Origin of the sequence: Colwellia chukchiensis (assembly GCF_002104455.1) — a bacterium.
Classification (GTDB): domain Bacteria; phylum Pseudomonadota; class Gammaproteobacteria; order Enterobacterales; family Alteromonadaceae; genus Cognaticolwellia; species Cognaticolwellia chukchiensis.
Window position 1 is genome coordinate 1 of sequence record NZ_NBOC01000010.1, and the last position, 20,332, is coordinate 20,332.

20 protein-coding genes and 1 riboswitch are annotated in these 20,332 nt (G+C 41.8%); of the genes, 6 read left to right on the forward strand and 14 right to left on the reverse strand.

Annotated features, from left to right (window positions below; all coding sequences use genetic code 11):
* Positions 1–165 precede the first annotated feature (165 nt).
* Complete coding sequence (locus B6K83_RS18715) at positions 166–408, forward strand: ATP-binding domain-containing protein (protein ID WP_085285107.1); 243 nt, start codon at positions 166–168, stop codon at positions 406–408.
* A 519-nt stretch (positions 409–927) separates the two neighbouring features.
* Here B6K83_RS18715 and B6K83_RS11675 read toward each other — a convergent pair.
* The 3 genes from B6K83_RS11675 to tesB form a co-directional block, all read right to left on the reverse strand.
* Positions 928–1,113, reverse strand: a complete 186-nt coding sequence (locus tag B6K83_RS11675; RefSeq protein ID WP_085285109.1) for a hypothetical protein — start codon at positions 1,111–1,113, stop codon at positions 928–930.
* Positions 1,114–1,126: 13 nt separating this feature from the next.
* On the reverse strand, positions 1,127–1,585 hold the full coding sequence (locus B6K83_RS11680) for a hypothetical protein (RefSeq protein WP_085285110.1): 459 nt from the start codon (positions 1,583–1,585) through the stop codon (positions 1,127–1,129).
* Between the two features lie 748 nt (positions 1,586–2,333).
* Positions 2,334–3,191, reverse strand: coding sequence for an acyl-CoA thioesterase II (gene tesB / locus B6K83_RS11685; RefSeq protein ID WP_085285236.1), 858 nt, complete (start codon positions 3,189–3,191; stop codon positions 2,334–2,336).
* Between the two features lie 383 nt (positions 3,192–3,574).
* Between tesB and B6K83_RS11690 the strand changes: the two genes are divergently transcribed.
* Complete coding sequence (locus B6K83_RS11690; protein ID WP_085285111.1) at positions 3,575–3,829, forward strand: hypothetical protein; 255 nt, start codon at positions 3,575–3,577, stop codon at positions 3,827–3,829.
* 54 nt (positions 3,830–3,883) lie between these two features.
* Here the strand turns inward: B6K83_RS11690 and B6K83_RS11695 are convergent, their stop codons facing one another.
* The 4 genes from B6K83_RS11695 to B6K83_RS11710 form a co-directional block, all read right to left on the reverse strand.
* On the reverse strand, positions 3,884–4,363 hold the full coding sequence (locus B6K83_RS11695; RefSeq protein ID WP_085285112.1) for a hypothetical protein: 480 nt from the start codon (positions 4,361–4,363) through the stop codon (positions 3,884–3,886).
* 30 nt (positions 4,364–4,393) lie between these two features.
* The gene (locus B6K83_RS11700; protein WP_085285113.1) at positions 4,394–6,226 is read right to left on the reverse strand and encodes a tetratricopeptide repeat protein; all 1,833 of its coding nucleotides are present in this window, start codon (positions 6,224–6,226) and stop codon (positions 4,394–4,396) included.
* Between the two features lie 197 nt (positions 6,227–6,423).
* Positions 6,424–6,506, forward strand: a riboswitch (cyclic di-GMP riboswitch).
* Positions 6,507–6,607: 101 nt separating this feature from the next.
* On the reverse strand, positions 6,608–8,374 hold the full coding sequence (locus B6K83_RS11705) for a DUF885 domain-containing protein (RefSeq protein WP_085285114.1): 1,767 nt from the start codon (positions 8,372–8,374) through the stop codon (positions 6,608–6,610).
* 388 nt (positions 8,375–8,762) lie between these two features.
* Positions 8,763–9,071, reverse strand: coding sequence for a DUF3630 family protein (locus B6K83_RS11710; protein ID WP_085285115.1), 309 nt, complete (start codon positions 9,069–9,071; stop codon positions 8,763–8,765).
* Positions 9,072–9,250: 179 nt separating this feature from the next.
* Between B6K83_RS11710 and B6K83_RS11715 the strand changes: the two genes are divergently transcribed.
* Entirely contained in the window at positions 9,251–9,550 is a 300-nt protein-coding gene (locus tag B6K83_RS11715) for a c-type cytochrome (protein WP_085285237.1), read from the forward strand.
* Between the two features lie 163 nt (positions 9,551–9,713).
* On the opposite strand, the gene recQ is transcribed toward B6K83_RS11715, so the two are convergent.
* Positions 9,714–11,513, reverse strand: a complete 1,800-nt coding sequence (gene recQ / locus B6K83_RS11720) for a DNA helicase RecQ (protein ID WP_085285116.1) — start codon at positions 11,511–11,513, stop codon at positions 9,714–9,716.
* Between the two features lie 208 nt (positions 11,514–11,721).
* Here recQ and rarD point away from each other — a divergent pair, with 208 nt between their 5' ends.
* The gene (rarD, locus tag B6K83_RS11725; protein ID WP_085285117.1) at positions 11,722–12,633 is read left to right on the forward strand and encodes an EamA family transporter RarD; all 912 of its coding nucleotides are present in this window, start codon (positions 11,722–11,724) and stop codon (positions 12,631–12,633) included.
* 102 nt (positions 12,634–12,735) lie between these two features.
* Here the strand turns inward: rarD and uvrD are convergent, their stop codons facing one another.
* The 6 genes from uvrD to lptM form a co-directional block, all read right to left on the reverse strand.
* Complete coding sequence (gene uvrD / locus B6K83_RS11730; protein ID WP_085285118.1) at positions 12,736–14,910, reverse strand: DNA helicase II; 2,175 nt, start codon at positions 14,908–14,910, stop codon at positions 12,736–12,738.
* 138 nt (positions 14,911–15,048) lie between these two features.
* Complete coding sequence (locus B6K83_RS11735) at positions 15,049–15,774, reverse strand: HAD-IA family hydrolase (protein ID WP_085285119.1); 726 nt, start codon at positions 15,772–15,774, stop codon at positions 15,049–15,051.
* An 11-nt stretch (positions 15,775–15,785) separates the two neighbouring features.
* Positions 15,786–16,493, reverse strand: a complete 708-nt coding sequence (locus B6K83_RS11740; RefSeq protein ID WP_233143981.1) for a DUF484 family protein — start codon at positions 16,491–16,493, stop codon at positions 15,786–15,788.
* Positions 16,490–17,320 (reverse strand): diaminopimelate epimerase, encoded by an 831-nt coding sequence (dapF, locus tag B6K83_RS11745; protein WP_085285120.1) that lies wholly within the window; start codon positions 17,318–17,320, stop codon positions 16,490–16,492. Before dapF ends, B6K83_RS11740 begins: the two co-directional genes overlap by 4 nt.
* Before the next feature lie 20 nt (positions 17,321–17,340).
* Positions 17,341–18,588, reverse strand: a complete 1,248-nt coding sequence (lysA, locus tag B6K83_RS11750; protein ID WP_085285121.1) for a diaminopimelate decarboxylase — start codon at positions 18,586–18,588, stop codon at positions 17,341–17,343.
* Positions 18,589–18,599: 11 nt separating this feature from the next.
* A complete protein-coding gene (gene lptM, locus B6K83_RS11755; RefSeq protein ID WP_158088349.1) occupies positions 18,600–18,758 on the reverse strand; it encodes an LPS translocon maturation chaperone LptM in 159 nt (52 codons plus the stop codon).
* Between the two features lie 110 nt (positions 18,759–18,868).
* Here lptM and cyaY point away from each other — a divergent pair, with 110 nt between their 5' ends.
* Together cyaY and hemC are read left to right on the forward strand one after the other, a co-directional pair.
* On the forward strand, positions 18,869–19,189 hold the full coding sequence (gene cyaY / locus B6K83_RS11760) for an iron donor protein CyaY (protein ID WP_085285123.1): 321 nt from the start codon (positions 18,869–18,871) through the stop codon (positions 19,187–19,189).
* Positions 19,190–19,210: 21 nt separating this feature from the next.
* Positions 19,211–20,143, forward strand: a complete 933-nt coding sequence (hemC, locus tag B6K83_RS11765) for a hydroxymethylbilane synthase (protein WP_085285124.1) — start codon at positions 19,211–19,213, stop codon at positions 20,141–20,143.
* The last annotated feature ends 189 nt before the right edge of the window (positions 20,144–20,332 follow it).

Sequence of the window (20,332 nt, forward strand, 5' to 3'; positions counted from 1 at the left end):
GCTTTACTGCTTCTTCTCTGAACTCATCAGTATATTTTCTAGGTTTTCTTCTTTGGGTCATTTTCACACCTTTGTTGCTGGGTTTATTATCCTTCACAAAAGTGTGCGGTTCCATTTAATCAGATCAATAGTAGTTATACGACCATTCAGCTCAACTATGATGAAATGATTGAGTCAGGTTTAAAGCTAGGCTATGCAGTGACAGGGCATAAAGCTCAGGGCGCTGGATTTGATCGGGTTATAGCCGTTATAGAAGACTCTCCCCTGTGTACTAAAAATTGGCTATATACCGCTATCACTCGCGCCAAGAAAGATATACGTCTTGCTGAGATGTCTAACGTAGAACAAGTAACCAAGAAGCTTGTTTCTAAAAGAATAACTCAAAGGTTGGTTCCTCTTATAGCGTAGAGAATAAAACACCCGATCATCAAATTGTTATCTTGGTCGAACTAATTGCACTTTATCAATTTTTCACCAATGTTAATAACATTATTGATCGCTACGTATGTGCCAGATATGATTGCGGATGTAGGAACCGTAACGATAGCAAAGAACTCATCTTGCCACTCATAAAAAGTAGTAGAGTTATCATTTAAATTTACTATTTTAAGGTATTTCTGATTAGTTGACATACTACAACTATTTTTGTCTATTTGACTGTTTTCTGGCACTACAACACAGCCACATAAGCAAAATACGCAAATAAACAAACAAGCTAATTTATACATTATAATAATTAAATTTTATAGATCCTATAATTAGCAGTAGGGTACAAATAATCATACCCTACGCTCCCAATTACGAGTTCAAATATATTAATTTGGTATCCCGCAAAAATTGCCTGCCGTGTAAAATACACTGGGAGTTATAATTTGTGATTTTGAAAAGTTTCCATCACTTATAGTAGCTGTTATTTTATATTCCCCTTTACATGATAGAAAAATCATAGTCTCCTTTAAATTGTGTCGAGATACCTACGCCAACATGAGTCGGGGCTTCTGCTGTCAATCCAGTTGCGGATTTCCCTGTAACACAAGAAGGAGGAACAGAAGCATTAGCTTCAAATCCAATTACACTCACAAAAACAGTTGCTGCAAAAATTTGATTAAACATTTAACTCTCCGTATTAAAAGTTGTAACCAATATTAAAAAAGAACTCATCTAGATCATCATTGCTAGGGCCAATTTGGTATCCTGCCCCAACCCAAAATCCACTGTTATTAATTTCATTAAAATAGTATGTATAATTAGTTGATATGCCGTATTCAGTATCACCATTTCTCCCTTTACCTATATTTCCATAACTAATACCGATTGAATGCTCTAAAGCGGATTTAAAAGGTGCAATCTGATAGCCTAAACCACCACCACAGATATCCACAATGTCACTACTATTAAGATATTGGCACCCTAAAGAAACAAAGCCAAAGCTACGTTCACTTTCTAAAGATAAATTCACACCGAATCCACTTGTTAGAGAGCCGTAACCAGCAGAAAAATCGAATGGTAAGCTTTCTTTGGCTTTGGCGGAAACTGAGATTGACAAATTAATTGCCAGTAAATAAAAGATATGTCTGTACTTCAAGAATAAGCTCCTTTTAATTAAATTATCCATGATGACATTTTTGTATCATGTTATAAATATTCATGCAACATATTGTTTATGTGAAAAATAAAGAGTGCAGCTCATTAACTTTGTGACTGCGTTTACTGCTCTTATTTGAATCTCTGTTAATTACTTCTAGTTACCAAGTAACAATAAAATAAAAAAGCACAAGGAAAGAAATAGAAGCTTGTTACGAAGTAACGGGGGTTATATATGCATGAAGATTCAGAATGCGTGTGATCTGTGAAAGAATTTTAAATTTTTTAAATGGCGGAAAGCTATCAAATGGAATGCTTTAGCGCTTGCTAAACCAATATTTAATGAAGTGTTTTTGTCAACTGTTGCAAGGCAACCGTGCAGCGGCTCGCAGTTTACAAAATAAACTGGATAAATATCTTTATTAGCAGCGCTAGGCAAGAAATATACTAGCCCAATTTACCTAGGCACACTGATGCGCAAATAAGTTGTTTGGTAAAACTGACATTGTGTGTTAGGTTGAAACTGTAAATAGGCCATATATTATCTGATATTGATTGAATATTTTGGATGTTTCATCTTTCATGCCTATTGGTACACTGCATACACAGTAGACAATATTTTGCATACTCTAAGGGTCAACTACGAAGCCATTCAAGCGGATATATTTGACCACCTGTACGCCGCGGCCCCCTGTTTGGTTTGCGGGTGTTTCAGCACCCGAGCGGTTACGACTGGCAACAGGCCAAGGTTAACGCTGACGCATAACCCCTTCTTGCATAGTAGAGGCAACTAAAACCCCCGCTTGGTTAAATATTTGCCCTCTAACTAAGCCTCTACCGCTGCTGGCCGAAGGGCTGTCAACACAATATAACAACCACTCATCAAGTCGGAAGGGTCGGTGGAACCACATGGAATGGTCGATAGTGGCTAATTGAAAGTTAGGATGCCAAAAGCTGACACCATGTGGGTACAACGCCGTTGGCAAAAAAGAGAAGTCCGAACTATAGGCCAACAAATAGGTATGAATACGCAAATCGTCGGGCAAACTGCCATTGGCTTTCAGCCACATTTGACACTTAGCGTCGGTTTTTTCCGGCTGCAACCAGTTATAGTGCTCTACCGGTCTCACTTCAATTGGCTTTTCCGCTAAAAATTTACCCCGGATCGCCTCTGGTATCGCGTCTTGGTGTTGAAAAATAAAATCGGTATAAGAAGTTAAGCCTTCAGGACCAGGCACTTGCGGCATAGTGTCTTGATGCTCAAAACCTTGCTCGTGTTGTTGAAACGAAGCCGTCATATAAAAAATGGCTTGACCATTTTGAATGGCGTTGACGCGCCGGGTTTGAAAGCTGCGGCCATCTCGGATATTTTCAACTTGATAAACCACAGGTTTACTGGCATCACCTGGACGCAAAAAGTACGAATGTAATGAATGTACGTTGTGGCTTTTTGCGACCGTTTCTTGGGCTGCAGAAAGCGCTTGCCCCATGACTTGGCCACCAAATAGGGTTTTATACCCCAAATCTTGACTGTTACCACGATAAATCCCCTGCTCGATAGCTTCTAAGGTTAATAGTGCGGTAAGTTCGTTTAATACCTGACTCATGCCAATTTCACTCTTCAAAAATGATCACATCATGACTTTATTATAACCTGCTATGACCTTAATAATCATGAAAAAAAGCTGAACTTTCTAACACTACATTGCAACTACAAGCTTGAGCGTGAAAGGCAGTAGCGTTAGTCACAGGTCGCTGTTGTCTTTCTTATGCGGTTTACTTGGCTAACAATGACTATAAGTAAGCGTGAAATAACAACCGACAAACATAACTTTTTTATTTTAAGAACAAAGATTTGTTGACTAATTTTTGATAAGATCAAAATAGCTATTAGCTATTGATCTTGAGCAAAAGATAGGCTATGTTGCCTTATCAACGCGTACTGTAGGGATTAATGCTACGTATATTACTATTTATGTAAGAGGTTATTGTGCACGCAGTACTTGAAAGAGAAACGTTACTAGAGCGACGTCATTATACGCCAGAGCGTACTAGTCTTTGGGATAAGTTATCTTTAGCACAAAAATTTGCCACTAGCAGCTTAACGCAATTTGGTTATGATTTAGCTTTTATCCGCGGTAGCAAAGGCGGCAATATTGCTGTTTTACTGTGTGATAACCAAGCGGCTACCATTTCCGATGACGGTGAAATAAACACCTCTCCTGACATTAAAATCAGACCTTAAGATAGCCATTATTACCAAAAAGCCGCTAATACACTAGCGGCTTTTTACTGCCCGTTAGTCAGGCTGGTTGGTGTCAATAAGGAGCTCAATTAGGTTAATAAAGCCATTGATGTCATTACTTCCCCAAGCTTTGATTATCGCGTCATTTGAGCGGGCAATATAATTTGTTAAGGTTTTATATGAGCCTGCCTGAAAACCTTCATAGACCTGCGCCACTGAGGGCTGAACTTTCCCTTTGTCGCGAATACTGGCATTTATAATCGTTGCATAATTATTAAACAAGGGCGCCATTATCTCTAACTCTTGGGCGGGCGTTGTTGAATGCTCGCGCATGGCGACAAACCTTTTTTTCGCCGCGTCTTCATAGCGCTGCGCAATAACGGCCATAAACTCTATATAATAACTATTTTCTTTTTTGACTCCCTTGAGCTCTCTCTGCTGCAAAATCAATTTGCGTTGCAGCCTTTCTGCCTGTACAAAAAAATAAATACTAACCGCAACAAAAATTGCGATAACAATTAAAACAAAAATCATGGTTTTGGCTCTTTAGTGATATTCTACAAGTTATACAGGGTCAATGCTTTCACTGATACGAGATAAGAACACATAGGGATCTATATCTTGTACACTAGGTGAATCAATCGACAGACTAATATTAACTGAATAATCACCTAAGTTAGCAAAGAATCTTGTTTTTATTGCTTTTTTTATTGCCTCAAACTTTGTTGACACTTGTGTTGTTGTTTGGTGCGGGCAAAGAAAAAGATATTCACCATCGCTGATAATACCCGCGTAATCTTCATCATCGAGGTGTTCATTAACAATAGTCGCTAACGCCGCGCTTACATCGGCTAAGGTCTTAGCGTTAAAATGAAAGCTTAATTCTTGCCAGTTCGTCACTACGAGGTAGGCAACCACGATATCGTATTGGTACTTGCGGGCGATTTTATATTGCTGTTGATACCAACGCTTAGTGGCCGCTGGTTGCGCTAGGTAGGTTTTTGAGATTTCCAACTGCTGATAGTTATGACTTCGTTGCTGTTGATGCTGACGTAATCGCCAAAAAATAATGCCGACAAATAAACTCGTTAAGGCGACCGATAGCACGGTAATTAGGGTTTGTTGTTGATAATATTTTTCACTATATTCGATGCGTAGCTGGCTTTGCTCCGCAAGGTTCAATGCTAACTGCTTGGTTTTATCGCGTGTTTTTTTTGCTGCCGTTGCCAAAGATTGTTTGACACTCGCTTTAGGGTAAAAGCTTTGATAATGCTTTAAATACTGACTTTGGGTATCAATGGCTTGGGGAAGTTGACCATACAACAAATGATAGTCGGTTAACATCGCATATAGTTCGATTTGATCTGCCGTTAGCGTTACGTTTTCTGCTAGCAATTGAGCAGAAAGCAAATGCTGCTCTGCCTCACTCTCTTGCGATAAGGCATAAAACACCTTGGCTAAGCTTATTTTCACTGACAGCTTATGACTGGTTAAGTTATTTTGCTTAAAAGTAGCATCAGCGCTCAGTAAGTGTGCTTTTGCCTGAGTATACTTTTGTTGCTGATAAAGCACCTGCCCTAAGCCTAACTCAGCAAAGGCGGCACGAATATCTAATTGATATTGTTTAGAAAACTGTAGCGACTGCCAAAACGCATTATAAGCATCATCATATTGTTGTAATTGGTAATATGCCAATGCCATTAATTGAAAAGTACGAGCCATAGCTGAGGTTTTAGCCAACTCTGAGCGCAGCTTAACAACACGCTTTAGTAGCTCAATGCTATTTTCATACTCGGCTAAATTAAAATGTGCTTCAGCAATGATTTCTAAAAGGGTTATTTGATCAACGCTGTTTTGGTTTTGATTTAGTAGTCGTTCAACTTTACTCAACTCAGCGATAGCTAAAGCATAATCCGCACTTAACGCATAAGCTACAACCGAGTAAGCCAAGGCTTGTAAGTGATAATTAATATTTTGTGCTTGCTCTGACAACCAAGCCGCTTGATGGGCTGTGTCTTTTAACGCAATATAATTGCCTTGAGCGTAATAAGCGCGCGCCACTTGCAGCAACAAATTTAATTGAAGCTCAACGTTGTTGCTGCCCACTTCATTGCCATACTGAGCAAACTGCAGCGCCGCGGCAGCATTGCCACGGGCGAATGCGATTTCTGATAATAAAGCGAAAGCTTTGGCAATGGTATTTTCACTATACAAATGGCGATCGCTCACCACCTGCTGTGCAACATTGAGTACCTCTTGAAATGGTAATGCGTCTTTATCGTATAAATAATAACTGTCGAGGCGTTGACGATTATTTTGATCATGCGTACTCGAGTGCGCCGCAGCACTGACCTGCAAACAACAACACAATAAAAGTTTCAACAGCTGTCTCATCATTAAATACAAACGTCCTTGTTATTATTGCCGGTCGATAAATTAACGACCTTTTATTAATTATCAATTGATTAACACCATGTCAATATCTTGACTAACAGTCTTATCCTGCCTTTGCCATATCACAGTTAAAAGGCATGCAAATTAAAAACGGTTTACAAATGTCAAACAGTGTCTATAATCGACTCAGAGCTATAGTGGCTCTATAAGGGCAAATCCAGTGAAAATTGGAGACGCAAAGTTACCGATCTAAGGGGCAACCTATGATAGCGGAACTGCCAAGTTTAAATATAGTGGGGGCTTATTTAAATTAAGCATTTCACTGTCATAATCCCCCGGTATACTTTGCGTGCCTTCCTTTCTTTATTAAATGCGCTTAAAAAATCATGCTTTGGTTTGTGCTTGTTTCTTTTCGATATAATCCACAATAATCGTTTCTAACATCGAAAGTGGCATTGAGCCGTTTTTTAATACTTGATCATGAAACTCTCTTAAATCAAAGTTTTCACCTAACGCTTTTTCTGCCTTGTTGCGCAGTTTTTTAATGGTTAGCTCGCCCATTTTATAAGACAAGGCTTGACCGGGCCATGAAATATAACGGTCGATTTCGGTTTTAACATTATGCAGCGATAATGCCGTATTATCTGCAAGGTAATTCATCGCTTGCTCACGCGACCAGCCCTTTGCATGCATGCCAGTATCCACCACTAAGCGACACGCACGCCACATTTCATAGGTTAAACGACCAAAATCACTGTAGGGATCTTGATAAAAGCCGGCTTCAATCCCTAAATACTCAGAATATAAACCCCAACCCTCACCAAAGGCCGAGATATAAGTACTATTTCTAAATTTAGGTACATTTTGCATTTCTCGTGCAATAGAGCCCTGTAAGTGATGTCCTGGCACGGCCTCATGTAAAGTCAACGCTTCTAATACATACAGGGGTCGACGGTCTAAGCGATAAGTATTAACCCAGTATTGACCCGCTTGATCATCACGCGACGGCCCAGAGTATCGCCCTGTGGTATATTTTGGGGCAATATTAGCGGGTACTTCAACAACACCATATGGGGTGCGAGGTAAGGTTTTAAAAAAACGCGGTAATTGCTCATCCATTTTTTTCGCAATATACGAGGCTTCTTTGAGTAGCGCTTCAGGACTCGTAACATAAAACTGTTTATCGGTGCGCAAAAAGTGTACAAAATCAGCGAAACTGCCGTCAAAGCCTAATTGCGCTATGATGTTTTCCATTTCATTTCGAATACGCTGAACTTCTAAAAGCCCAGTTTCGTGCACTGCATCGACTGTAGTATCAAGCGTTGTATAATGTTGCAAACGATTTAAATAGTATTGCTGGCCATTGGGCAAAGCACTGGCGGCAATATCAGCTCTGGCATTGGGCTGATAACGCTGCACCATGTAGTCATAGTATTTTTGGTAGCTTGGAAATACCGCTTGTGTGATCGCATCGCTGGCTTGGCCACGCAACTCGGCTTGTAATGACGCAGAAAAATGCTCTGGTAAACTGATAAATGGCGAGTAATAACTACTTTTTGTCGCGTCAGTTTTAATAAATGCTTTTATCGACTCTTCAAAGCCATGTAATACAACTTGTGGCTGAGTAATGCCGGCTTTAATGCCTTGATCCATCCAATACATTTGCTGACTAAAATACTGAGGTAGTGCCTGTAAACGTGCTAGATAATCGCGATAATCTTGCTCTGTTTTAAAGTTGACTTGACTATTTATTCGGCTGATCCAAACATGAAAGCCAGATTCAGCGGTCAAGGGCATATAATGTTCTTTATTAATGTAATTATCGAGTTGATTACGAATCGTATACGACAGCACTGCATGGTTAATGGCCTGTGCTTGATCAAGCGTTGCTGTGTTAACCTTGCTTAAGCGTTGGAAAATAAGCTTGAGCTCTTGGTGCTGCTGCGCAAGCTTTAGTGGTGATAAATCGGGTAATTGTCGATTGCTTGCACCGGCAATGTCTTGGTTTAATGGGCTTTGATTATCTTTAAAATTTTGATAATCAGTAATAATGTTGTCCAGTTCATTGTTACCTGCTTGCACCTGCAAATTAGGTGATTGGCAAGCCGTTAAAAACAAAACAATAAACATCGGCCATAAGAATGCTTTCATGAAAATATCTCACATAAAAATAATATCGAGGAATTAATCACCCACCATAACAAAACACGTTATTTTATAAAGCGAATATTGCCCTAGCGACAAGATATTTACTGTTTACGATAAAGCAGCAGGATTAATGGTTAAATCTTACTTTACTCTGAGTTAGCAAAGCGCACATAAGAGCTAAGTTGATGCCTTTAACTTTAGCGTTACAAACACGGTTAAGCTTTGAGCGTAAAAACAGGCGCCGCACCTAACCTCGCATATTGGGTTGCTTAAATAGCGCCTCATATAAACCTACACCGACCCAGAAAAATAAGTCACCTTGAACAAATATTACTATCTAACAAGCAGCGACTAAGGGGTATTTGGCTAACGCATTAGCCAATGACCGCTACTAGCTTGACAATAGCTGTTTGATTTTCGCCATCGCGGCACTGTCTTGCTCTGTTACACACTCAAGCCAACATGAGTGGCTATATTCTTCAAAGTTTAACAATAATTGAAATTCATGGCATTGAATTCGCAAACAATAGCGATCCGCCCCTTGTCGTACTTCCAGCGTTTTAGCAGACAACTTTGCTAACACGGCGGCGATTAAGGGTGATAAATCATCCATACCCCAATTAACGTTAAAATCTAGCTGTAAAACCTGGGAATTTATTTGCTTAACCCTTACAAAGGGTAAGGTATTTGCTGATGTCATGGTCGGGTTCTGTATAAAAAATATATGGTCATTATTAAAAAATTTGCGCTAGCGCAACAAAGTCATAGATAAAACTACATTCAGCCATGCTGAAAAAAAAAGCAAGGACAACAGGGGACTTTTTACATATAATCATTTAAGGATCCTTTAGAGTTATTTACCAAAGAGAGATGATATCTATGAAAAAACTTACATTAGCTGTTGCTGCTACGGTTATGATGGCTTCACCAGTTTTTGCCGGCGACATTGCTGCCGGTAAAGCTAAGTCTGCTATGTGTGCAGCCTGTCACGGCGCTGCTGGCATTTCTGCTGTACCAATGTACCCAAATTTAGCGGGTCAAAAAGCCGCCTACACCGCCAAGCAATTAAAAGACTTTAAAGCAGGCAACCGTAAAGATCCTGTGATGGCACCTATGGCAATGGCACTGACTGACGAAGACGTTGCTAACATTGCTGCATATTACGAAAGCCTTAAGTAATTTTACCTCAGACTAATTGAGCTTTTAGTTCAAATGCTTAAAAAGCGCTGTTAACCAGCGCTTTTTTGTTGTATTAATAGCACAAGATGTTGAATATCATAGATTTTTCATCAAGTAACTCGCGTTATTGATCATTAAATAACAACACATACTCTGCCAGTGTTTAGTTTTGATGTTGCTGAATTAAAGATAAAAATGGCTCACCGTAACGGGCAAGCTTAGTATCACCGATACCGCTGATATTTAGCATTTGCCTAGACGTCAATGGTTGTACTCGCGCTAATTCAGCCAAGGTCGCATCATTAAAGACGATAAAAGGCGCAATATCTTCCAGTTGCGCTATTTCTTTGCGTAATGCCCTAAGTTTTGCAAACAGCGCTCTGTCATACACTTTATCTCGTTTATTACCACGCCAGTAACTGGCCTGTTGTAAACGAGGCGTTGCCAGCATTAACGGTTGCTGACCTTTTAACACCACAGCCGCGGCTTGGGTCAGGCATAAACTAGATTGCGCCGAAATATCTTGTTGTAAATAGCCTAAATGAATTAACTGACGTACGATAGAAAACCAGTAGCTTGGGCTTTTATCTTTGCCAATGCCAAAGGTGGATACTTTATCATGCGCCAGTTGCTTAATTTTTTCCGTACTATCTGCTCGTAAAACTGCCACCACATGCTCGATATCGCCACACTCTTGAATGCGATAAACACATGACAAGACCTTTTGTGCGGCTTGGGTGGCATCAAATTGGCTCGGCGGATCTAAACAAATATCACAGTTACCACAGCTTTGCTCGGTAAACTCTGCAAAATAATTTAAAACAACCCGACGCCGACAGGTTTGCGCATCCACAAAGCCCCGCATCGCTTGAAAACGCTGTAGCTCCACGTTAACTCTGGCTTCGTTTTCTCCTTCAGCAATACGCTTATTAATACGCTCGACATCATTTTCATCATAAAGAAATAACGCTTCCGCTGGCAAACCATCACGGCCGGCACGGCCAATTTCTTGATAATATGACTCTAAGGTTCTAGGCGGCTCGTAGTGAACAACAAAGCGTACATTGGATTTGTTAATACCTAAGCCAAATGCAACCGTAGCCACCACAACCTGAACATCATCTTTGGCAAACTTATCTTGAACAATATTGCGTATTTCTGGCTCCAAGCCAGCATGATAAGCAGCACAATTAATGCCCGCTTGCGCTAAACGTTTAGCTAGCTTTTCAACTTGCCAGCGGCTGTTGCAGTAAACAATGCCGGACTCTTCTTTACGCTTGCCAATATAACCCATAATTTGTTGCTCGCCCTGATATTTTTCCGCCAACGTAAAGCGAATATTGGGCCGATCAAAGCTATCTAAATGAATATAAGGCTCATGTAAGGCTAATTGCTGCAAAATATCTCGGCGGGTGGTGACATCGGCGGTGGCAGTCAGTGCCATCACGGGCACACGAGGAAACTGCTGCTTTAACAAGTGTAATTGCGTATAGGCTGGACGAAAGTCATGCCCCCACTGAGAAATACAATGCGCCTCGTCAATGGCAAAAAGACTGATATTAAGTTGCAATAAACCTTGCATAAAATAATAGTTTTTTAAACGCTCAGGGGCTAAATACAAAAGTTTAATTTGCCCTTGCCCTAAGCGACGAAAAATATCATTAATCGTGTCACTATCAAGCGAAGAATTAACGTACGCTGCGGATATACCTTGCCTAACTAAGTCATCAACTTGATCTTTCATTAACGCTATCAGTGGCGAGATCACAATAGTTACACCAGGTAACAGTGTCGCCGGTAATTGATAACACATTGACTTGCCGCCCCCAGTTGGCATTAACACTAAGCTGTCTCGACCGGCAAGTGCTTGCTGAATAATTTCTTCTTGGCCAGAACGAAACGCTTGATAGCCAAAGTGATGCTTTAGGGCTTGGGTTAAGCTGGTGGTAGTAAGGGTTTGCAACAGAAAATCTTCACTGGTTTACGTTATGGTGTATTTTACCGCAGTAACGCGACACTACGCAGCGTTATTTTAGCTAAAAGCACAAATATTATCGTGATGCAGAGTCTATCAACCAAAAACCTGTCGCGCTAGCAAACCGGTATTAGGTTAGCTAAATAATTAATGTTATTATCTGGCTTCTAAAAATTTGAGCCTACACCTAAACTCCATGCTGACAACTGAAAAATCTGCCTTACGCGGCGGTATTATTAGCGCTATTTGCGCCTACACTATGTGGGGCGTGGCACCCTTATATTTTAAGTTAATTGACCATATTCATGCCGATGAAATCTTAGTGCATCGCGTCGTATGGTCGACGGTTTTATTACTGCTTATTGTGCTAATAACCCATAGGTGGCAAAACTTTCTGCAGACCGTAAAACAGCCCAAAGTACTGTTACGCTTAACGATTTCTGCTGCCTTTCTCGCCGGAAATTGGTTTATGTTTATTTGGGCCGTTAATAATGACCACCTGCTTGATGCGAGCTTAGGGTATTATATCAATCCTTTATTTAGTGTCGCCTTAGGGGTGTTGTTCTTGGGGGAACGCCTCAGGCCTTGGCAAATATTTGCCGTGGCATTAGCTTTTATTGGCGTGCTAATTCAGCTGATTATGGTCGGCTCCTTACCCATTATTTCGTTAGCATTAGCGGCTAGCTTTGGTATCTATGGCTTATTACGAAAAAAATTGCCCTTGGACTCGTTTGTCGGCTTATTGATAGAGTCATTGATGATGCTGCCCATTGCGCTGACTTATTGGCTGGTAGTGCTTGAAAGCCCAACCGCAAATATGTTCAATAATACTGGAGCGTTAAATATCTTGCTCGTTTGTGCCGGTATCGTTACCACAGCACCATTATTATGCTTTACCGCGGCCACTAAACGCATGACTTTATCGGCATTAGGCTTCTTCCAGTATATTGGGCCAAGCATTATGTTTATATTGGCGACCTTTTATTACCAAGAGCCACTGTACTTTGCAAAATTAATCACTTTTGCCTGTATCTGGACCGCTTTAGCAATTTTTAGTGTTGACTCCCTAAAAGCTAGAAAACGTTCCAATACTATCGCCACGGCATAGCAAGCACTTACCGCAGCATTAAGCTCGCAATTAGCGTGTATCAGCAACCCGTGCCTGCCAAAGGCACTGGGTAGTCGCTGCTAGCTGGGTTCAATCACGCGCTTAAATCGACTCTAAATTAGCAAAGCTTACCACCAGCCATTTGCAACCAACATCCGCAAAATTCACTTGAATACGGCTTTGTGGACCACTGCCTTCATAATTAAGTACCACACCATCACCAAACTTTTTATGACGGACATTTTGCCCTAATTTAAAACCTGAATCGCCAAAGGTTTCTAAAGTAATAGTGGACGAAAACTTACCTTTGGTTTTTGGCCGACTGACCTGATTTTGTAAGCGCACTTCTTCAACGCATTCCGCAGGTAATTCGCGCAAAAATCGACTGGCTTTGTGAAACTTTTCTTGGCCGTATAAGCGCCGACTTTCTGCGTGACATAAATATAGCTTTTCCATGGCACGGGTCATACCAACGTAACATAAGCGCCGCTCTTCTTCTAAGCGGCTAATATCTTCAACTGACTGTTGCGACGGAAACATGCCTTCTTCTAAACCGGCAATAAACACCAATGGAAATTCCAAACCTTTTGCTGAATGCATGGTCATCAGCTGCACTGCCGGTTCGTAATCATCGGCTTGCGACTCGCCCGACTCAAGTGCGGCATGAGTTAAAAATGCCGTTAATGGGCTTTGCTCTTCGGCAAGCTCAGGGTCAACTTCAAAGGTTTGACAGGCTGTTACTAGCTCATTTAAGTTTTCAATACGGGCTTCGGCACGTTCGCCTTTTTCCGCTTGATACATGGCTTTTAAGCCTGAATGTTGAATAACATAATTGGCTTGTTGATCAAGGTCTAAATGGCTTGAATCGTCTTCTAGGCGCTCAATAACGTGCACAAATTGCTGAATAACTTTCGCGCTACGGCCTTTTAATTGTTGGTTTTGCATCATATGCTGACACGCTTGCCATAAGGTGCATTGCAAACTACGCGCAGCATCTCGCACTAAACTTAAGGTTTGATTGCCGATACCGCGGGCAGGGGTATTAATAATACGTTCAAAAGCCGCATCATCATCACGGTTATTAATCAAGCGTAGATAGGCAAGGGCATCTTTGATCTCTTGTCGTTCAAAAAATCGTACACCGCCATAAATACGATACGGCAGTTGCGCTTGTATTAAGGCTTCTTCCATCAGGCGTGATTGGGCATTGCTGCGATATAAGATCGCGACTTGATCCAGTGCACGTTTATCTTGCTGCCATTGGGCAATTCGACCGGCAATAAAACGGGCTTCGTCGATTTCATTAAAGGCGGTATAAATAGAGATTTTTTCACCGGCATCGCCTTGGGTCCATAGGTCTTTACCCAAGCGATTATTGTTATTACCTATTAGCTGGTTAGCGGCATTAAGTATATTGGCGGTTGACCGATAATTTTGTTCAAGTTTAATGGTTTTTGCACCGTCAAAGTCCGCTAAAAAACGCTGAATGTTTTCAATTTTAGCGCCACGCCAGCCGTAAATGGACTGATCATCGTCACCAACAATCATCACATTGCCATTTTTCTGGGCAAGTAAGTTAAGCCAGGCGTATTGAATGGCATTGGTATCTTGAAACTCATCAACAAGTACATGGGCAAAACGCTGTTGATAATGCGCCAATAACGCGGGGTTATTTAACCACAGCTCATGCGCGCGCAGCAGTAACTCGGCAAAGTCAACTAAGCCGGCTCGATCACAGGTATCTTGATACACGCGGTATACTTTGACAAAGGTTTCTTCGGTAACATCATATTGGCTATCAATATGTTGTGGGCGTAAACCTTCGTCTTTCTTACCATTGATATACCAAAGAAATTGCTTGGCAGGCCAACGCTTCTCATCTAACTCCAATGAGCGCACAATGCGCTTGATCATCCGTAATTGATCATCTGAGTCTAAAACCTGAAAACTTTGCGGTAACTTCGCTTCTTGAAAGTGCATGCGTAAAAGGCGATGTGCCAAACCGTGGAAAGTGCCGACCCACATACCATGAACATTGCCAGCCACCGTTTGCTCAACCCGCGCCCGCATTTCTGCCGCCGCTTTGTTAGTAAACGTTACCGCCAAAATACTGTGCGCCGATACTTGCTCAACTTTCATTAGCCAAGCGATACGTTGTACTAAAACGCGGGTTTTACCGCTGCCTGCGCCTGCCAACACCAGCATATTTTGCAGCGGTGCGGCCACCACATCTCGTTGTTTATCGTTCAACGAATCAAGTAACTCAGAAACATCCATAGGAAGGTAAGTAAAATTTAATAGCAAAAATATGTGGCCATGATAGCAAATTCAGTATGAGTTTGATAACGCTAACAACAAATATATATGGCGGCACTTTATGCAAAAAAACGTGGTATTAAGGTAAATTACCATACCTTAATCAAACAATTGCGCCAGCTGCTCAATATTATCTAGCATCACACTCGGCACAAGCTGCAAGGGTTTACCTACCGTGTAGCGATTCAGCCAGGCCGTTTGACAGCCCGCATTAATGGCGCCAAAAACATCATTTCTACCGCAATCGCCAACATGTAATAGCTGCTCAGGGCGAATGTTCAACAATTGACAAGTTTTATCAAACATATCGGCATCAGGTTTTAATTTATTGCTCATCGAGGCGTGAAAATGGCCACTAAAGTATGCTGCGATACCGATACGCTGGGTATCAACATTGCCATTGGTAATGGCCACTAAAGGTACTTTGCTTTGTAGCAAAGCTAACAAGTCATGCACTTGTTGTGGAACGGTAAAATTACTGCGTTGCTCAATAAAGTAACGCAGCCCTTGCTCGGCAATGGTGGCCGCAACTGGTTCAGCAACACCCAACGACAATGTCCCTAAGTAGTAACATCGTTGCCGCAATAAGCCTACATCATGTTTCAGGGCAGGGTTTTCAAGCAATGCTTGTTGCCGAAATGGCCACCAGAACTGAAAATCAAAACAAGCTGAATCATTTGCCACACCAAGTTCTGTAAAAATACGCAGAAAGTAAGCGGCCATTTTTTTATCTGTGGCCAGCATAATCGGTTGATTGCTATACAAGGTATCGTCTAAGTCAAAGCTCAGTGCTTGAATAGGGCGCAAACGCCGATAAAATCTCACAATCGCGGTTCCTAGTAAAGCTGCTGATACAGTAGTTTTGCCACTAACTTTTTAAATTGGCTTAATAATAATGTATCCATGCGAGGGTCAAAATGTTCAGCGTCTTGGCTACTGATCGCTAAAAAACCAACATCGTGTTGCAGGTGACGCAATCGCACTAGCACTACAGAGCCGTGCGTGGGTTGTGAAAAAATTAACTCTTGTTCACTTTGTTGCAAACGCCCAAAATAATAAGCGTCTTTGTCTAATCGATTACTCATGATCTCACGACAATCATGCTTAACTAAACTGGAGTGACTAACATCCGCTGGCTTCACTAGCCATAATTTTAAGGCATCTAGCGATAGTAATTGTGTGGTCGCCTGATGCAAGCAATCAAGCAACTCTTCGGCCGTCGTACAATCAAGAAGGCGTAAATACAAGTCGCTATAAAGGGTAAAAAGTTGCTCATTTTGATTAGCAATCGCCATGAGTTGGGTAATTTCTTCTTCTAGACTCTGAATTTTTTCTCGTTGTTGTAATAATTGTCGCTCAACCAAAGAAACCGTGCCACGTTGATGGTCAGGCAGTCGTAAATGGGTGACAAGCTCAATTTGACGATTAAAAAATTCTGGCTGCTGCTGTAAATAGTTAACGATTATTTCATCAGTAAGTTGAATGTCATTCGTTAACATTGGGTTTTCATCATTTGATTGCATAAGGTTATTATCTTGCGTCATAGGTTGATTTGCCCGTCAAAAACATGAACCGCTGGACCGGTCATTTTGACTGAGTTTCCTGGGCCTTTCCAAAATATCTTCAATTGCCCGCCCGGCAGGTCAACTAAAACTTGTCGATTCAGCTTTTTTTGCATTTGGCCAACAACCACGGCTGCACATGCGCCACTGCCACAGGCTAAGGTTTCTGCCGCGCCACGTTCATAGACCCGCAATTTAATGTACTGAGGTGACACCACTTCCATAAAGCTAATGTTGGCTTGTTGTGGAAATCGCTCATGTAACGACAATGCCTTACCCAATTTTGCGACAGGTGCTTTTTGCACATCATCCACGGTCAGCACGCAATGGGGGTTACCTAAAGAGACCACACCACACAGCACGGTTTCGTCGGCACTACGCAAAATGTAAGTACCTTCGGTTTTTTGTGCAGTAAAGGGAATTTTATTAGGCTCAAACTGGGGCACCGGCATATTGACTGAGACATTGCCGTCACGCTCAATGTAAAGTGTCATTTTTCCTGATTGAGTCGAGACCTTAATTTTATGTTTATTGGTTAAGCCTTTTAAGCGCACAAACTTTGCAAAGCAGCGGGCACCATTGCCACATTGCCCTACTTCACTGCCATCGGCATTAAATATACGATAGTGAAAGTCTAAATCGGGATCATAGGGGGGCTCAACCACTAACACCTGATCAAAACCAACGCCAAAATTTCGATCCGACAGTTGCTTAATTTGTTCATTCGACAAATAAACATTTTGCGTGACATTATCGAGCACGAGAAAGTCATTACCTAAACCGTGCATTTTAGAAAAATTTACTAACATCTACATCTAATCTCACACTCTTAAGGTAATAAGCTTTCACCTTGCCACAATTGGCTTAGTGCTTCACGTTCGCGCACTAAATAGTGCTTATCTTGGTCAACCATAACTTCCGCCGCTCGTGGTCGACTATTATAATTTGAGCTCATGGTAAAACCATAAGCACCGGCGCTGCGCACTGCCAATAAATCACCAGCCTGGATTGCTAAATTGCGATCTTTTCCTAGAAAGTCGCCGGTTTCACATATTGGCCCCACCACATCATAAGCTGCCTTGGCAATATCATCCGTTAATTCTACTTCAACTATCGCTTGCCAAGCTTGATATAACGCAGGCCTGAGCAAGTCATTCATGGCCGCGTCAACAATGGCAAAATTGCGATCTTCATTGACTTTCAAATACTCAACTTGCGTTACCAAAATACCCGCATTGGCCATGATGGCGCGCCCGGGTTCGTAAATCAGTGTGAGGTCTCGCCCGACGAGTTTTTCGGCAATGGCTTGGGCGTATTCTTTCGGGTGCGGAGGTGTTTCATCATCATAACAAACCCCTAAACCACCGCCGACATCAATATGGGATAACGTAATGCCTTGCTCTGCTAATAAATCGACGAGCTTAAGGACCCGATCCAAGGCATCTAAAAACGGTAGCACTTCCGTTAACTGCGAGCCAATATGACAGTCAACACCTTTAATATTAAGGTGCGACAAGCTGCTTGCATATTGATATAACTCTGGGGCTTGCTCGATGCTAATACCAAACTTGTTTTCTTTTAAACCCGTTGAAATATACGGATGCGTACCGGCATCAACATCGGGATTCACCCGTAGTGAAATCGGCGCTATGATATCAAGCGTTTGCGCAACAGTTTGAATTCGATCCAACTCGGCTGCCGACTCAACATTAAAGCAATAAATACCAAGTTTAAGCGCAAAAGCAATTTCTTCAGCGGTTTTTCCTACCCCAGAAAATACCACTTTTTTTGGATCGCCGCCGGCTTCCAAAACACGCATTAACTCACCTTGCGAGACGATATCAAAACCTGAGCCTAGTCGTGCCATAACATTTAAAACGGCAATATTACTATTGGCTTTTACCGCGTAACACACCAAATGTGGGCGCGTACCGGCAGCTTGATCAAAGGCATGCCAATGACGTTCTATTGTGGCGCGAGAATAGATATAAAGTGGTGTACCATATTGTTTCGCTAACTCAGTAACCGGACATTGCTCCGCATATAATGCTTGTTGTTTACGATTAAAAAAGTCCAATACCGTTTTCCTCAGTGTTCTTGACTACTTTTATCGGATTCTGCAGCTGTTTTTGGTAAGTCTGCTTGCTGTTGCTCTGGAGTTTGGTATAAAGGGCCTTTAATGCCACAACCTGTTATGGTGACTAAACTTAACAAAGCGATAAAAATAATTGCAATTTGTTTACGCATAATTGATTTATTCGATTTTTTTCCCATGATAGACGTTTTATAATCCCTTGACCAACAATTACCAAGCAAAGATCAAACTAACCGTCGAGCTTAGGTATAAGGAACAATTCATGAATGATAGTCAATACAATATAGCCGCTGATGATATCTTACTTGCGGTAGAAGAAGCCATCGAAAATTGCTCGTGCGATATCGATTATGAAAGTGTTGGCGGGTTATTAACCTTAACATTTAAAAATGCGAGTAAAATCATTATCAACAAGCAAGCCCCCTTGCATGAAATTTGGGTAGCAACCAAGTTTAATGGTCACCACTTTCAGTTTGAGAATGAACAATGGCGTGACAAACGCAGTGGTGATGAATTATGGCAATTTTTATCTGACGCAGTCAGTAAACAAGCAGAAGAAAGCATCGTCCTATCTGCGCAATAAATTTTAAACAAGGTAATCGAAATGACACAACAAACTGTACGTATTGCGACAAGAAAAAGCGCATTGGCGTTATGGCAAGCCGAATATGTAAAAGCACAACTTGAGCACTACCACAGTGACATCAAGGTTGAGCTACTGCCCATGAGCACTAAGGGCGATATTATTCTAGATACGCCACTGGCCAAGGTTGGCGGTAAAGGCTTATTTGTTAAAGAGTTAGAGGTCGCCATGTTAGAAGACCGAGCCGATATTGCCGTACACTCAATGAAAGACGTACCGGTTGAGTTTCCAGAGGGTTTAGGGTTGGAAGTGATTTGTCCGCGCGAAGATCCACGAGATGCTTTCGTCTCCAATACCATCGCCAGTTTAGCTGAGTTGCCGCAGGGGGCGATCGTCGGTACCTCAAGCTTACGTCGACAATGCCAAATTAAAGCCATGCGCCCTGATTTAGATATTCGCGACTTGCGCGGCAACGTCAATACACGACTGAAAAAACTCGATAATGGCGAGTATGACGCGATTATTCTCGCGGCCGCCGGGTTAATCCGCTTGGAAATGCCAGAGCGTATTCGTCAATACATTGCGCCAGAAGTTATTTTACCCGCCAATGGCCAAGGGGCAGTTGGTATCGAATGTCGTAGCGACGACGCCAGAATCAAAACCTTATTAGCGCCGCTTGGTTGTGAAGCAACCCGCATTCGTGTGCTGGCTGAGCGTGCAATGAACCGTGCGTTAGAAGGTGGTTGCCAAGTCCCCATTGGTAGCTACGCTGTGCTCGACGGAGCAGAAGTCTATTTACGAGGTTTAGTTGGTGCGATTGATGGCAGTGAAATTTTAACCAGTGAAATTCGTGGCAACACGACAGATGCAGTGCAACTTGGTCAACAGTTAGCAGATAATTTGTTAGCAAAAGGGGCTGATAAAATTCTTCAGCAGGTTTACCGACAAGCATAAACGGAATGCGCCCTGAGCCTTCAGGGCGCCATTGACAACCGCACAAAGTAAAGCCTCGGCCATGCTAATGCTAATGCTAATGCTAATTAAGCAAACACATAACTTGCGCTCATCAAGCTATAGCATCAACAACCGATACATTGTATCTTACTTTATAGCGCCGTTGAGCTATGATCATACATGACCCAT

Bases quoted from the DNA above. Each gene is read 5' to 3' on its own strand.
- B6K83_RS18715 (WP_085285107.1), top strand. From the start codon at position 166: ATGATTGAGTCAGGTTTAAAGCTAGGCTATGCAGTGACAGGGCATAAA.
- B6K83_RS11675 (WP_085285109.1), bottom strand. From the start codon at position 1,113: ATGTTTAATCAAATTTTTGCAGCAACTGTTTTTGTGAGTGTAATTGGA.
- tesB (WP_085285236.1), bottom strand. From the start codon at position 3,191: ATGAGTCAGGTATTAAACGAACTTACCGCACTATTAACCTTAGAAGCT.
- B6K83_RS11695 (WP_085285112.1), bottom strand. From the start codon at position 4,363: ATGATTTTTGTTTTAATTGTTATCGCAATTTTTGTTGCGGTTAGTATT.
- B6K83_RS11700 (WP_085285113.1), bottom strand. From the start codon at position 6,226: ATGATGAGACAGCTGTTGAAACTTTTATTGTGTTGTTGTTTGCAGGTC.
- B6K83_RS11705 (WP_085285114.1), bottom strand. From the start codon at position 8,374: ATGAAAGCATTCTTATGGCCGATGTTTATTGTTTTGTTTTTAACGGCT.
- B6K83_RS11710 (WP_085285115.1), bottom strand. From the start codon at position 9,071: ATGACATCAGCAAATACCTTACCCTTTGTAAGGGTTAAGCAAATAAAT.
- B6K83_RS11715 (WP_085285237.1), top strand. From the start codon at position 9,251: ATGAAAAAACTTACATTAGCTGTTGCTGCTACGGTTATGATGGCTTCA.
- rarD (WP_085285117.1), top strand. From the start codon at position 11,722: ATGCTGACAACTGAAAAATCTGCCTTACGCGGCGGTATTATTAGCGCT.
- uvrD (WP_085285118.1), bottom strand. From the start codon at position 14,910: ATGGATGTTTCTGAGTTACTTGATTCGTTGAACGATAAACAACGAGAT.
- B6K83_RS11740 (WP_233143981.1), bottom strand. From the start codon at position 16,493: ATGACGCAAGATAATAACCTTATGCAATCAAATGATGAAAACCCAATG.
- dapF (WP_085285120.1), bottom strand. From the start codon at position 17,320: ATGTTAGTAAATTTTTCTAAAATGCACGGTTTAGGTAATGACTTTCTC.
- lptM (WP_158088349.1), bottom strand. From the start codon at position 18,758: ATGCGTAAACAAATTGCAATTATTTTTATCGCTTTGTTAAGTTTAGTC.
- cyaY (WP_085285123.1), top strand. From the start codon at position 18,869: ATGAATGATAGTCAATACAATATAGCCGCTGATGATATCTTACTTGCG.
- hemC (WP_085285124.1), top strand. From the start codon at position 19,211: ATGACACAACAAACTGTACGTATTGCGACAAGAAAAAGCGCATTGGCG.